General features: G+C 47.3%; 15 protein-coding genes and 1 pseudogene. 10 read left to right on the plus strand and 6 right to left on the minus strand.

The features are described from left to right. The coding region (locus F459_RS22140) for an ATP-binding protein (RefSeq protein ID WP_020612169.1) at nucleotides 1–208 on the plus strand (208 nt) is incomplete at its 5' end. 70 nt (nucleotides 209–278) lie between these two features. Here F459_RS22140 and F459_RS0107785 read toward each other — a convergent pair. Together F459_RS0107785 and F459_RS24105 are read right to left on the minus strand one after the other, a co-directional pair. After that, a pseudogene (locus tag F459_RS0107785) lies at nucleotides 279–722 on the minus strand (IS256 family transposase); the annotation flags it as partial. A 182-nt stretch (nucleotides 723–904) separates the two neighbouring features. Further along, entirely contained in the window at nucleotides 905–1426 is a 522-nt protein-coding gene (locus F459_RS24105) for an integrase core domain-containing protein (RefSeq protein ID WP_169517939.1), read from the minus strand. Nucleotides 1427–1631: 205 nt separating this feature from the next. Between F459_RS24105 and F459_RS24110 the strand changes: the two genes are divergently transcribed. Beyond that, on the plus strand, nucleotides 1632–1832 hold the full coding sequence (locus F459_RS24110; RefSeq protein WP_169517940.1) for a hypothetical protein: 201 nt from the start codon (nucleotides 1632–1634) through the stop codon (nucleotides 1830–1832). Nucleotides 1833–1928: 96 nt separating this feature from the next. Here F459_RS24110 and F459_RS0107795 read toward each other — a convergent pair whose 3' ends face one another. Continuing rightward, nucleotides 1929–2828, minus strand: a complete 900-nt coding sequence (locus F459_RS0107795; RefSeq protein ID WP_020612171.1) for an Rpn family recombination-promoting nuclease/putative transposase — start codon at nucleotides 2826–2828, stop codon at nucleotides 1929–1931. A gap of 662 nt (nucleotides 2829–3490) precedes the next feature. Between F459_RS0107795 and F459_RS0107800 the strand changes: the two genes are divergently transcribed. The 3 genes from F459_RS0107800 to F459_RS0107815 all read left to right on the plus strand — a co-directional run bounded on the left by F459_RS0107800 (nucleotide 3491) and on the right by F459_RS0107815 (nucleotide 6921). Further along, nucleotides 3491–3748, plus strand: coding sequence for a type 1 periplasmic-binding domain-containing protein (locus F459_RS0107800; RefSeq protein WP_154651655.1), 258 nt, complete (start codon nucleotides 3491–3493; stop codon nucleotides 3746–3748). 692 nt (nucleotides 3749–4440) lie between these two features. Beyond that, a complete protein-coding gene (gene dctP / locus F459_RS0107810; RefSeq protein WP_245540115.1) occupies nucleotides 4441–5343 on the plus strand; it encodes a TRAP transporter substrate-binding protein DctP in 903 nt (300 codons plus the stop codon). Between the two features lie 93 nt (nucleotides 5344–5436). After that, nucleotides 5437–6921 carry a sensor histidine kinase gene (locus F459_RS0107815; RefSeq protein ID WP_245540116.1) on the plus strand — a complete coding sequence of 495 codons (1485 nt, stop codon included), beginning with the start codon at nucleotides 5437–5439 and terminating at the stop codon, nucleotides 6919–6921. 121 nt (nucleotides 6922–7042) lie between these two features. Here the strand turns inward: F459_RS0107815 and F459_RS24650 are convergent, their stop codons facing one another. Continuing rightward, a complete protein-coding gene (locus F459_RS24650) occupies nucleotides 7043–7411 on the minus strand; it encodes a helix-turn-helix domain-containing protein (RefSeq protein WP_020612176.1) in 369 nt (122 codons plus the stop codon). Then, a complete protein-coding gene (locus tag F459_RS0107825) occupies nucleotides 7408–7905 on the minus strand; it encodes a cupin domain-containing protein (RefSeq protein ID WP_169517942.1) in 498 nt (165 codons plus the stop codon). The genes F459_RS24650 and F459_RS0107825 overlap by 4 nt, the downstream gene beginning before the upstream one ends. A gap of 294 nt (nucleotides 7906–8199) precedes the next feature. Here F459_RS0107825 and F459_RS23195 point away from each other — a divergent pair, with 294 nt between their 5' ends. The 4 genes from F459_RS23195 (at nucleotide 8200) to F459_RS0107855 (ending at nucleotide 10753) form a co-directional block, all read left to right on the plus strand. After that, entirely contained in the window at nucleotides 8200–8406 is a 207-nt protein-coding gene (locus F459_RS23195) for a transposase (protein WP_020612178.1), read from the plus strand. A 3-nt stretch (nucleotides 8407–8409) separates the two neighbouring features. Further along, entirely contained in the window at nucleotides 8410–8850 is a 441-nt protein-coding gene (locus F459_RS23200) for a transposase (RefSeq protein ID WP_081623718.1), read from the plus strand. 649 nt (nucleotides 8851–9499) lie between these two features. Then, nucleotides 9500–10039, plus strand: a complete 540-nt coding sequence (locus F459_RS0107850; RefSeq protein WP_026294946.1) for a PadR family transcriptional regulator — start codon at nucleotides 9500–9502, stop codon at nucleotides 10037–10039. A gap of 54 nt (nucleotides 10040–10093) precedes the next feature. Beyond that, nucleotides 10094–10753: a class I SAM-dependent methyltransferase gene (locus F459_RS0107855; RefSeq protein ID WP_020612183.1), complete on the plus strand. Its 660-nt coding sequence runs from the start codon at nucleotides 10094–10096 to the stop codon at nucleotides 10751–10753. Between the two features lie 240 nt (nucleotides 10754–10993). Here F459_RS0107855 and F459_RS0107860 read toward each other — a convergent pair whose 3' ends face one another. After that, nucleotides 10994–12169 carry an amidohydrolase gene (locus F459_RS0107860; RefSeq protein WP_245540117.1) on the minus strand — a complete coding sequence of 392 codons (1176 nt, stop codon included), beginning with the start codon at nucleotides 12167–12169 and terminating at the stop codon, nucleotides 10994–10996. 110 nt (nucleotides 12170–12279) lie between these two features. On the opposite strand from F459_RS0107860, the gene F459_RS0107865 reads away from it, so the two are divergent. Beyond that, nucleotides 12280–13095: a Nif3-like dinuclear metal center hexameric protein gene (locus F459_RS0107865; protein ID WP_020612185.1), complete on the plus strand. Its 816-nt coding sequence runs from the start codon at nucleotides 12280–12282 to the stop codon at nucleotides 13093–13095. Nucleotides 13096–13116 lie beyond the last annotated feature (21 nt).

Genomic DNA, 13116 nt, shown 5'->3' on the forward strand with positions numbered 1-13116 from the left:
TTTCCAGCTCATCAACACCCGGTATGAACGTGGATCTATCATCCTCACTTCAAATAAAACTTTTGGCAAGTGGGGTGAGATTATGGCTGATGATGCAGTCGCCACTGCAACTCTGGATAGGCTCTTGCATCATTCCCATGTGGTGAGCCTTAAAGGCGATTCGTATCGTATGAAAGACAGAATGAAGATTGGAGCCGTTGGCTTCTAAAGATTTTTGCCGGAACTCTGCAATTTAACTCCGATGAAAAACTGCAATTTCATTCCGGTGTTGACAGCAGGTTCCGCCACTTCTCGATTTCTTCGTAGATTTTCTTGTTGAGATTACTGATCGTTCCCGGTGACACCTTTGCTCCCCACAAGGCTTCTGTGATGTCTTCGACTCTCCGCACCGACACTCCTGCCAAGTACATTTCCACCATCGCTTCCTCTACGGAAATCTCCCGGCGCTTATACCGTTCAATGATCGCCGTTTCGAAAGTGACCTTCTTCAGCTTTGGCATCTGAAAGGTAACTTCCCCCGCCTTGGTCAACAGCTTTCGGTCATAATGGCCGGCCCGATACCCTTTGCGCTCAGCTCTTCTTTCGTGTTTCTGGGCATTGACCAATTGCTCGGCTTCAGCTTCCAGCATGGCATTCAATGTTTCCTCTACCGTTTCTCTAACAAAATTCCCTAAATGGTTTTTGACTTCTTCCTCATTTATCTCGATAATCGTACCAGACATTTGGTCCTCTCTCTGATGTGGTTTTGGTTGTACTTAATCAATCGTCAGATTGAGGACTTTCTTTTTATCAAAATTAGAATTTGCGCAAGATATTATACGTTATCCATCGATAGAAGAAAGATGCGGAGGCATAGCGTGGATGCCGGAAAGAGGATGGCGTGGATATGCCATGAAAAACTGTGCTAAGCGGCGGCCGTGAAGAAATCAGTATAGAGGCCGAAGAGTACGGGCTTTTTTCTCACCGGCCCGGGAGTAGGGGGCGCACCGCATGGAAATGCATTTGAAATGCCCTGGTGGGGCCGCCTGTGGTTGTAGTATGAAACATATGCTTTCATGATGGACCTGATGTGGCGGAGTGAGAAGGGTATGAAGAAGTTAAAGCATTCGCTTTCTGCCGATCGAACGAAGCGTTGGGCAAAGGCATTCAGGTTTGGCGAGTATGGAGGAAGTTTTACCTGAGTGATGGAGAGGGAGCGGTAGTCAAACCATGCGAGCTCGCCGGAGTTATCGTGGCTGAGAAGAACCTGCGTATCGATTCTGTCGAACATGAAGGCAGAGAGCTGGTTACGGATGAATGCCATGGAGGGATGAGCGGTAATGCCAAAGTGAACGATCATTCTTGTTTGCATGATGAAGAATACAAAGATGCGCTTGTGGAAGATGGTATCGACACAGAAAAAGTCGCAGCAAAAAAGAGAAGCCATGTGAGAGGTACCCCCAGAGTGGATTGTCTTTCTTGATCTCGATGATGAGGTTTCTGATGGAAGCGGAGCTGGGAGGTCTACCTGGCCTTGTACGATGGGGATAGGACCACCGGTGCTTGCAAAGCTTTTTCCATGAATAGAGGACGGTGTTGGGGGAGACGATGGTAAGGAGTTTTCGTGCCTTTGATAAAGGGAGAGGAGAAGGGTGAAAAAGTGCCTGTCTGCAGGGGAGACGTGGATCCTGCGTGAGTGTTGCCTGATCTGGGCCTTGAGGATCTGGTTTTCCTTAACCAGCAGGGCAAACTTGAAAAAGACGGTGGATCGTTTTGAAAAGAAGAGCATGATGAATGTAAGAAAAAAGCGCATAAGGGCCACACCTTTTTACCTGGAATTGGGTGACAGATGAGAATGTACCACAAACAGCCGGTAGTATCAGGAAACTTTTTGAAATGGAGCAAGGCAAAGAGAGCAGCGGAGCGAGGGAAGAGAGAGGTCGTAATCCTCAATCCCGTAATGCCTGGATCTCCTGCTGCCTGAGGCCGGTAAGCTCGGATATTTCCTGAATGGAGTAGCCTTTGGCCAGCATCTTTTTTGCAGTAATGACCGCCCGCTGCTTTTCGCCCTGTTCGACACCCTGTTTGATGCCCTGCTCGAGCATCATCTGGTCATGCTCTTTCATTTTGGTAAGTAACATGGATTTTACCTCCACAATGTCGTTGATCCGGGACAAGACCGGCTGTTTTTGTTGTTCTTCGACGGAAGCAAAGAAGTTGTTCAGCCACTGAACCAGCAGCTGGACTGCCTCAAGTTTCTCTTCGGTAATAATGGAAAGGAAGATATCGATCTCAGCCTCAAGCTCTTCGGGAGAGGAGTTCTCGGCATAGAAGACCGCGGAAAGGGCGTTCTTGATCTTCGCGAGGCTCTGCTTTGGAATCTGGTTCTCGATAACCGGATAGTACTGGAAAGAAGGGATGTACTTTTCCGGGATGGACTGTTCGATGAGGTCCCGGCTGTTAAACGAAGCAGTCCACCTTCTGTCGCCGTTGTAGATGAGGATGGGAAAGACGGCAGGAAAGCGGCCGGAATCGGTTGTTTGATGAAAGCTTTGATAGAACTCGGTGATGTAGCGAAGGAACCTAAGCGGCATGGAGTGGTCGACGGTGGACTGGAACTCGATGAGAAGGAAGAGGTAAAGGGGTTTATCGGTGTAATTGATCTTCCAGATGATATCGGATTCCCTGGTTTTGAAGTCATCGGTAATGAAGCTTTTGTCAACCCGTTCGAGGGAATCGAAGTCGAGTTTACGAACGAAACGTTCTTTGACAAAGGCCTCCATGAGGCGCTGAACAAAGATAGGGTGAGAGAAGAGGAACTTATAGCGTGTATCGTGCTCGCCTGCCATGAGGTAATACTACTACGGGAAGGGTGGTTTGGGCAATTGTAGGGAGTCTTTAACGATGCGTTAAGGAGACGGAGGGCGCCGGAGGCGGTCCGAGGCGAGAAGCCGAGGACGGGAGCGAAGAGCGTACCCCGGAGTCGACTGGCCCGAAGCGAGGAACGAGCGAGGGTAACGTCCAAATGCCCTCTATACCATGGTTAGAGTAATTGAACAAAGGCTCGAATGGCAGAATATGTGAAATATCGTACTGCTATTTCGTTTCCCGGGAAGGCTAATGGTTTCTGATCATCTAATGAACGCTGAAACCTGCCTTTGTTGTTCAATTTTTGTATTGCTTACCACCAGGATTCCGAACACTATGATTTTTACAGAAATAAATTGACAGCATTTACTTGTTAAGAAGATAGAGGAAACATAATGGAAGATGCGGACATAAATCAGGATAATAGTAAGGTTCACAACAGATCATTAATACTCAAGTTGACCGTGGTAAGGATAAAGCAGTTTTCTTAATGGAATTTCAGGACGAATCGCTGCAAATTCCCGTAGTTCTAAAGGCGCTTACGAGTGAATACTGTACGTGAAGGGTGCAAAGCCGCCGGGGAAAAGTATGGTGTTATCGGTGCTTCTCGTCCGCCCTTGAAGCCGGTATTCCGGTACTTGCATTGGATACGGATTTTGGTCTTAAAGGAAAAACAACCTTTGGTGGAACAAGTAATAAAACTGCCGAGGGATCGATCAAGGTGATGGATAGCGGTCAGATTAATGCTGCTTCCACTGTTGCACAGCAGCCGTACCTTATGGGGTATCTTGCCGTTGAGGCTGCCGTGAAAACGATAAACGGTGAAACGGTCTCTCCCGTCGTTGATGTTCCTGCAAACTTGATTACAAAAGAAAGTCTGAAGGATTTCTTGAAAGAATAGTATCTCCTTACAGAAAGAGGGACGCCGTCTTTCGAGGGAGTTGATCGGACTTTATCCCTCTCTCTTCATTCGGGATTCAAGCCGATTGGATACAGATACTTATCTATCCCAAAGAGAGACAATTGCGATTGTTGAATCAAAAGCCTATCCTATAAGCATAGCAGACGTAAATATCTGATTTAGGAGGAGGAGAAGGATATGGCCGAGTGTGAATGTCTTCCAACGTGTCCTTTTTTTCAGGATAGGATGGTGAATAAGCCGGTGACTGCAGATCTAATGAAGAGACAGTACTGTCTTGGAGACAATGCAAAATGTGCACGCCATATGGTAAAGGTAGCGGCGGGGGCAGAGGCGGTGCCGTCCGATCTTTTTCCATCGCAAACCGAGAAGGCTTCGAAGATTTTGGAATCTCGGAAATAACTATTATCGTTAACAATGCATGAAGCCGAAGGCGATGCTTACAGGGCTCTTTACCAATCTGCTTATCGGTGGAAAATCGTGTGCCAGTATTTCCCATTTGCGTTGTCTCCAATGCTTGCTTATAGTGGGGTATATGCAGATACCTATAATAGGGAATAGGGGTAGGTAGCCGTATCATGAAACAAGTGCCCGTATGCATCAATATCCTTTTATTCTGTATCTTATGTCCCGGATCTTTGTTCGCACAAAACCGACCGATATTGCGAATTTCTGTGGAGAATACAGAGACCCATGTGCAGGCCCAGTATGTTCGGCGTTTTTCCGAACTCCTCTCAGAGCGTTTGGAAGGTGCTGTCGAGGTACGTTTTTTTGATTCCGCACAGTTATTTCGCGATAGTGAAGTGGTTGGTGCCATTGCCCGGGGAGATCTGGAAATGGCGGTACCCGGCACCTGGCAGCTTAGTCGTTATGTTCCTGAGATCGGATATCTCCTGTTGCCGGATTTTTTTGGAGCGGAACGCATAGGGACGGATCGTTTTCTCAAAAGCGATATGGGGCGTGAGCTTCTTGCACGAATCGAGTACAATCTTAACGTTATTGTACCGGGTAAATGGATGGATTTGGGTGCAGCTCATATCTTTACAACCCGTAAGCAAATACAACGTTTCGACGATTTTGTCGGCTGCCGTATTCGGGTCGCTGGTGGGATAGCGAACAAGATGCGGGTAGAGATTTTCGGTGCCACCGGCGTTATTATTTCATGGCCTGATCTGCCTCCCCGTATTCGCGATGGAACGGTGGACGGCCTGCTTACCACTTTTGAAACGATACGAAGTGCTGCGCTTTGGAAAGACGGAATTCGATTTGCATTTCTTGATTATGAGTATTTTCCTCAATATGTGCCCATCGTATCCACACATTTCTGGGGGCTTTTGACCCCGCATCAACAGCGAATTTTTAGAGATACCTGGGATGAACTTGCTCTCCAACAACGGGGAGCCGCAGCCCAGGCGCAGACGGAAGCTATGGAAGTTGCCCAGAAAAACGGCATTATCATTACTGTGCCTTCGGACCTGGAAATAAATAAAGCGCATATGGACTTACAGGAGCATCGCTCTCAAATTATCCGTGAATTAGGAATTGATCCTGATTTCATCGAACTTGAGGATCGGTAGAGGGGTTTTGAGGTGACTATAGATGGGCGGTTCCATTTCCCTTCGATACTTTCTGTCGGTATTGGAATCATATTTGCACTTACAATAATCCTTGTGACCTTGATTTCTGCCCGTGAACGCCGTATGCAAATCGATAAACGTGCGGCCCTTGAAGCAGAGTATCAAGCAGGATTCACTGCCCAGTATATAAATGATAGTCTCGAACATATCGACTCTTTTTTACGTGTAGCAGCCAGTATGATCGAAGAAACCCCATCCGGTCTGGCTGTCGTGACAGATAAAAACGACCGGCGCATCAGAAGGGAACTGCTTTTGACTCCTCAAGTGGAATCTATGGTTGTTCTTGATCCTGAGGCTCATGAAATCTGGCGAAGCCCTTCTGCACAGGTCGATGCGCCTTGGCTTTCTCATATTGTAGCGGTTCATCGACAAACCGGGATCAGCTTTTCCATTATAACCCGTAAACAAGACTCCGCTCATTATCACATCCACATCAGCCGGTCTATAAGCGACGAAAATGGGGATATCCGTGCGATTGTCGATACCATTGTTTCTCCTGCCTCTCTGCTGCCTTCTGTTGAGGACCCCCTTCTTCATAATCCTCTCCGTATAAGCATATATACCGCGGATCGTGAAGAAATTTTGCGACAACCCGATGATGGTCCTGATGTTCCGTTACATGACTCCTGGTTGGACTCTCCTGATGGAGGAACGGCCGGCAAAACCAGAATTCTGGGCGGCGTGCATGTACATGTCGATAAAAAGTGGGCAGCATCCCTCTATCAGGTGGCCTCCTTTCCCTTCTATGCCATGGTGGTTATTAATTTAGAAGATGAACTCATCTTCTGGCGTCGGCAGACGCTGCAAATCATCTTTGTCCTTCTCGGGCTCGGCCTGCTTGCAGGCGTTTTAGGGAAGATCATGCAACAACGTGGATATGCAAGACGGATGCGGGAACATAATTTGGCTCTGAAAGAGGTAAATCAACACTTAGTGCAGACTAATGCTGAACGAGAATTACTGATCAAGGAAGTACATCACCGGGTAAAAAACAATCTTGCCCTAATTAGCGGAATAATCAGCCTGATTATCGACCGGGGTGGTCCCTATACTGAACAAACCCTGAAAGACCTAAGCGCCCGAATCCTTGCAATCCAGAAAGTTCACGATAGGTTGTATAAGAATGACGATTTTCATAGCATAGCTATTCAAGAGTACCTCACAGGCCTGGCCGAGACCATTGTGGAATCATTCTGTTCTTTCTCTGTTTTTATCGATGTACGAATTGCTCCCTTTTCGCTTTCCACAAACCAAGCGATCCCTCTTGGGATATTTGCCACGGAGGTCATTACCAATGCGATTAAATATGGGCTTCAGCCGGGTGGCACATTGAGAATTGTGGGGGAAATCACTACTGATGGTGTAGATCTTTCCTTTGCCAATGACGGCAAGCCATTCTCCGACGGGCCCAAGGGTTTGGGAAGTGAACTTATTTCTTCTTTGGCACAACAGCTTGATGCAACGCTTAATTTGGAAACTGGAAAGGAAACCTGTTATCGATTACGATTTAAGCTTTAGATGGTGATGATATGAAACCGTCTCACCCCGTAACCCGCCCAGAATGATTGACTGGGATTGAGAAAACAAAGCCTTCCTGCCTATCTATCGCAAGCCCCGACGAGATGCCTCTTGTATTATATCAGGACTCCGCGGTTTTCCTGTGTTGGCTGGGTGTAATCTGAAAGGTACGTTTGAAGGCTCTGTTGAAATGGGACACATCATTGAATCCCCATCGGAACGCTATATCGGTGACAGTTTGTGCAATTTGTCCCGTTTTTGCAAGGTCCTGCCAGCATTGTTCCAGGCGACGTTTGGTTATCCATTGTGATACGGATGTATTCGTTGTGGAAAATATGCGATGCAGATGTCTCAGGGAGATGTTGCATCCGTCCGCTATCTGTTGAGGTGTTAGGCCGGGATCCGCAAGATGCTGATCAACATAGGAGAGAATTCGGTCCAGCAACTCCCTCTGTGTCTTGTTCATCGACAAGGGATTGAGACTGTTCATCCAAAAGTGATGAGTTCCAGAGATAGATTTGCCGCCAGAGTGTATGAATCTCCTGTCAAGTTTTGTAATTGATCCCCTATCGTGGTTATATTGGCATTGACAAGCGCCCCAAGGCCTGTTCGTGCGGGTAGAACGGTTCCAACCAGTTCATCAACATGGATCAGCTGTCTTTGGAGATGAGTTTTGGGGATGAACATGGTGGTCTTTTTGAGTCTATCAGGCAGGGCAAATTGTAAGGGGAGAGTGGAATCCCAGAAAAACACCTCTCCCGTATGAGCGATTACGTCACTGTTTCGGTGGCGGATCAATTCACTCCCTTTCTGAATAAGCAAAAGGCCATAGTATTCTTCCGTGTCCCGGGCGACCTCGGCGGAATCCCGCTGCCCGCTGCATGGATCGCATGTACAATGTACAAATTGAACCTCACCTATGCGTTTCATGCGTAATTCTCCGGAAAAGCCTCTCTTTTCCGGTTTGTTCAGGCGCCATCCCAAATGAAAAGCGCTCAGGGCCGAGAACCATGAATCAAATCGCTCGTTCGGTCTGACCTCATTTGATGACCATTTTGTCCAGTGGTCCTGAGTAGGGGCTTCATAGTTCTCATATTTTCTTTTGTACTCATATTCTTCCCGGTCTGGCAGATAAAGCTACTGGTCAGGATGTTATCGGCAATAGGCTGGTAGGAAAGTCCTAAAAAACCTTATCTTTTTATAATCAGGGCACCTCAAAAACTATCAGAATTTCCCCAAATTTGTAATTGTGATATTCTCCCTCCGGGAGGATGAGAGATGGCGCAACAAAAAGGCTTTTTTGATGAAGATTTCCGTTTGGGAAAGGTCAGCAAACAGGGAGACCCGTTACGGAAGCTGGATGAATACATCGATTGGGAAATGTTTCGTCCGATTCTCAAGAAAGCCTTTCGTAAAGAAGCAAAAGGACCTGGAGGAAGACCTCCATTTGATTATGTGATGATGCTTAAAATCCTGGTACTTTAACAATTGTACAATCTCTCCGATGCACCGATGCAGTTTCACATCTTAGACCGACTTTCGTTCATGAGATTTCTCGGTCTACAGATCAATGACACTGTACCAGATGAGAAGACCATTTGGGATTTTCGAGAAACCCTTACAAAGAAGGGTAAAATAGAAATTCTGTTCGAGAAGTTCCGCTCATTTTTTATGGAGAATGGGGTCATCGTTCAAGGCGGAAATATCGTTGATGCCAGCTTCGCAGAGGCACCAGAACAGCGCAACAGTCGAGAAGAAAACGAAGAGATCAAAAATGGAAAAACTCCTGATAACTGGAATGAATCGAAGAAAAGTCAAAAAGATACCGATACTAAATGGACCACCAAGGGTGGAAAACCGGCATTTTGGCTTCATACACAACAGTGTGAACGGGTCAACGATACGATCTATAGGAATAGAGAAAGCTGAGGCGATAATCGGACTGATGAATCTGGGCTACAATATGAACCCTTCCCTACAGCTGCAAAGGATGTAAGAATGAATCCAAAGAGGAAAACGCTGCCTGAACAAGGTGAGTGTCAAAAAGAAAATATTACTTTAATCGGATATCGGACATGTTGTACCGATAATAACTTTGACCAAGCACCCAAAAAACTTATTTTTGAGTAGTTTTTAGAGGTGCCCTTTTCATTATCTTAATTTTCATGTCGGTACTCGGCAGCTCTTTTGTTGCTTATGCCTATACTGCAAGTAGAGCTGGTTTTTTCTTCAAAGACCAGCGCAAAATCCGACTGATACATCGTACCGCAGGAACTATGTTGATCGGAACGGGGATTACTCTGGCTGTGAAGAAATAGCTCCTGCTGAGATATCTGAGATTCTCCTGCCTTTGGCCTTTTGGGGCAGCAGATAGTATCCAGTATCAATCCCGATAATGCGGCAAGATTCCGAGAATCAAAGGATGTGGCCGAATTTTCTCTTGTTGCTTAGGAAGGCAAAGATATGCCTCCTATCAACGGGAGAGATGTTGTCTTTGCCGAACAGAAGGGCGCTTGACAAGGCTTTTATTTCTATATAAAATATACAAGCTTGAATAAGTAGAAAGGACCGTTGTGTTATGTCAACACGATTAGTGATTCTCGGGCTGCTAAAGGAGCGGCCCTTGTACGGCTATGAACTCAAAGGGATTATCGAGCGGTATATGGGTGATTGGACTTCGATTGCCTTCGGATCCATTTATTTTGCCTTGAACAAACTCACCAAAGAGGGGCTTGTTCGGGAGATAGCGGTTCAGAAGGAGGGGAGCCGTCCTTCACGTCGGGTTTACGAGGTAACCGAGGCTGGTAGAGATGAGTTCACGCGACTCTTGCGCGATGTGTGGCTGAAGGATGAGCGTACATTTTTCTCTTTTGACGTGGGGCTTTTCTTCCTTAGGGAACTGCCTAAAAAAGAGCGGATTGAATACTTGCGAAATCGAATTGAATCGGCACGACGGTCCCTTAGCTACCTGGATGGACATGAGACGGAAATGCTTGCGAATCCCATGGTACCTCCCCTCGCGTCTGCTATCTTTTCGCATTCCCGGTATCATGCTCAGGCCGAGCTCTCCTGGCTTGAGGAGCTTTTGCAGGGGATGCGGGAAGAGAAATATGAGTGATTTTTTTATGCTAATATACAATCTTGTATATATAATATTGAATAGGAGTGCAACATGAAACAGAAGAGAGTCATAGAGACAAACGAAGGCATTCAGGATCGGGTTACGGTAGAAGAATTTGATGCGATGCAACGTCATTTTCGGGACCGGGGAATACTGGAAACTGAAGAAATCATCAAAAGCGGTATTTGTACCGGACTTGTGGTGGAGATTGGTCCTGGTCCTGGCTATCTCGGACTGGAATGGCTCAAGGCGACCAGCGGGACACGCCTTGTCGGGGTTGAAATAAGCCCTGCGATGATTGCGCTTGCGAAAAAAAACTGTGCTGATTATGGTTTGGGCTCCCGGACTTCGTATCTGGAGGGTAATGCTGTATCCATCCCGCTGGAGGACAATTCCGCGGATCATGTTTTTTCCAACGGTTCCCTTCATGAATGGGAAGACCCTGCTGCCGCACTGAATGAGATACATCGGGTTCTAAAACCGGGGGGTACGCTGTTCATAAGCGACTTGAAGCGGGACCTTAATCGCCTGCTCATGGCGTTTATGCGCTTTTTTGTCCCCGGGAAAAGGATAAAGCAGGGGTTTGTCACCTCGGTCCGGGCCGCATATACACAGGATGAACTTGTCGAGCTTATGCACCGTTCTCCCTTTGATGGCTTCAAAATACGAGAAACGGCTTTCGGTCTGACAATGCGCGGCATAAAAAGATAGCTTTTGCCGTACAGCGTCTCTTTCAGGCTACCTGTCGAAATGACGGCCCCGTTTTCAGGGGAAAGACACCGGCAGTAGATTGCGTCAGGGATGCGGAGAACGGCCGCAAGGCCGGTCCGAGGCGGAGCCGAGGACGGAAGCGAAGCGGACTTCGGAGCAAGCCCGACCCGAGGGCCTTTGGCCCGAAGGGGGACGCCCAAAAAGAGCGTCCGGGAAGGATGCATAACACGGGCGGCCTTTTTAGCATTCGTTTTTCGGTGCGGCGGCATGAGGCGCTATTTGCTTAAAACAGTTGGTTACGGCTTCGATCAGAATGGCCGTTCCGATGGGTAAGCAGGAGTGGTCGAACTGCATATCCGGCGAATGAAGACCGGGCACAAGGTCGGAGCCGAGACCGATGTAGGCGGTGGGAATGCCTCCGATCATGCTGTACGCATGGAAATCCTCGCTACCAGGAGTGTGAGTAGGCGGTTCGACCTTACCGAGGACTGTGGTGATTGCATTCCTGCATATGTCGACGAGTGAGGGATCATAGTTGGATGCATAGCCCGGATTTTCCTCAAAGCTGAGGGTTGTGCCGAATTGATCAGCTGCCTCTTTTGCAAGCGTTTTTATTTTTTGGGTGATGCTGCTTCCCAGCTCGTTGTTCTGGGATCGGATATCGAGGGTGACTGAGCAAAATTCCGGGATGATGTTGTGCTGATTTTGATGACTGTCGACGACGGTTGCTTTTGCGGACCAATCCTCTTCGGTGTCCCATGTGAGTGTGTCGACGGCATGTATCAGCATGGCGGCAGAGGAAACGGCGTTAATACCGAGAAAGGGCCGTGCGGCATGGGCGGCCTTGCCATGAAAGTGAACGGTGATAGGAAGCGATGCAGAGTGAAGGAGCGCGGGGGTTGCCGAGCCGAGCGGCATCTCGATTTTTGGACGTAGGTGGATGCCTATCATGCCGTCGAGCCTGGGGAGCCCGTGCGCCAGAATTCTTTTTGCACCGAGCATGCTCTCCTCGCCAGGCTGGAACAAAAGATAGAGGATCCCTTCGTCGATGGTTTGAGCGGCGAAGTGCCTTCCTGCTGCAAGCACCATGGCACTATGGGCGTCATGGCCGCAGGCATGAAAATGTTGTACACTTCCGTCTTCTTTGTAAAAACTGAGTGCATCCATGTCGGCCCGTAACGCTATTGCTGCGCCTGGTTTCTTGCCTTCCATATGGGCAAGCAGTCCTGTATCGCCTATTTTTTTGACAGAAAAACCGATTTTTTTCAATTCCTTTTGGATAAAGTCCGATGTCCGATGTTCCTGAAACGCGATTTCGGGTGTATCGTGAAGGTGTTCGAAATCATGATAAAGTTGGTTTGTATCAAAATGATATTCCATTAGTTCATCCTTTCTTTTATTGTTAATGTTATTCATACTTTAATAATATATATAATAATATCGTAACATATCTAATTTTTGTGTCAATACTAATAATATTGTAGAAAATTATAGTAAGTGATATAATTATCCAAGGAGGTCTTTACATGAATAGAAGTTTTGTATCGGCGGATTTTCTTTATGATCGTCTGGCGGAACAATTTAAGCCGGAGGTGTATACGGATGTGTTTCCAAAGGTAGGTGTACAGTTCCATAATACGGATCGAATCGAGAAGGTGTATACGGCTACCTTTGCAGCCCCTGGGGTAATTGAAGAGATCCTCGGTCGCGACGAAAAAAATGTCATGCTTTTCTGTCACCACCCGGTGCCGCAAATGCCGAGCCTTGAGGCTGGATACGGGACTATTCCCGCTGAATTGGTAGAAAAGATGGCTGCCCAGGAAATTACGCTTTTTTCCTACCATATTCCTCTTGATGTGGCGGGCCCTTATTCCCCCGGCAACACACTGGCTCAGGCGATGCATGCCAACCCTTATGAATCATGGTATCCGCAAAACGGTGCACAGCTTGGGGCACTTTGTCAGACGGGTTTTACAACGGTGACAGAGCTGCAGGATTGTTTTGAAACGACGTTGGGACATGGGGTAAAGTGTTATCGCTATGGGAGCGAGAAGCTCAACAATGGGAAATTTGCCATCATGGCAGGTATAGCAAGAAGTACCGATGCCTATCGCTTCTTAAAAGAAAAGGGTATAAATGTGATGGTTACCGGAGTGACGGCTCAAAGTGTGGAATGGGTGGAAAAGATACATGCGGCGGCAAAGGAGCATGGAATCACTCTTTTGGGGGGGACCCATTACTCTACCGAGAAGTTCGCACTAATGGCGCTTTGCAACTATTTTCGCAATCTCGGAATTGAGGCGGAATTTTTGGCGGAGAAGCCGAATATGGATGAGATGTAAGCGTTTGATCGCTATTCTGGC

The sequence above is a fragment of the Sediminispirochaeta bajacaliforniensis DSM 16054 genome (genome assembly GCF_000378205.1).
In the GTDB taxonomy this organism is placed as follows: domain Bacteria; phylum Spirochaetota; class Spirochaetia; order DSM-16054; family Sediminispirochaetaceae; genus Sediminispirochaeta; species Sediminispirochaeta bajacaliforniensis.

What these genes read in the sequence shown, in the direction of transcription:
- F459_RS24105 (WP_169517939.1), bottom strand. Translation starts at nt 1,426, where the DNA reads ATGGCTTCTCTTTTTTGCTGCGACTTTTTCTGTGTCGATACCATCTTC.
- F459_RS0107795 (WP_020612171.1), bottom strand. Translation starts at nt 2,828, where the DNA reads ATGGCAGGCGAGCACGATACACGCTATAAGTTCCTCTTCTCTCACCCT.
- F459_RS24650 (WP_020612176.1), bottom strand. Translation starts at nt 7,411, where the DNA reads ATGAACAGTCTCAATCCCTTGTCGATGAACAAGACACAGAGGGAGTTG.
- F459_RS23195 (WP_020612178.1), top strand. Translation starts at nt 8,200, where the DNA reads ATGGCGCAACAAAAAGGCTTTTTTGATGAAGATTTCCGTTTGGGAAAG.
- F459_RS0107850 (WP_026294946.1), top strand. Translation starts at nt 9,500, where the DNA reads ATGTCAACACGATTAGTGATTCTCGGGCTGCTAAAGGAGCGGCCCTTG.
- F459_RS0107855 (WP_020612183.1), top strand. Translation starts at nt 10,094, where the DNA reads ATGAAACAGAAGAGAGTCATAGAGACAAACGAAGGCATTCAGGATCGG.
- F459_RS0107860 (WP_245540117.1), bottom strand. Translation starts at nt 12,169, where the DNA reads ATGAATAACATTAACAATAAAAGAAAGGATGAACTAATGGAATATCAT.
- F459_RS0107865 (WP_020612185.1), top strand. Translation starts at nt 12,280, where the DNA reads ATGAATAGAAGTTTTGTATCGGCGGATTTTCTTTATGATCGTCTGGCG.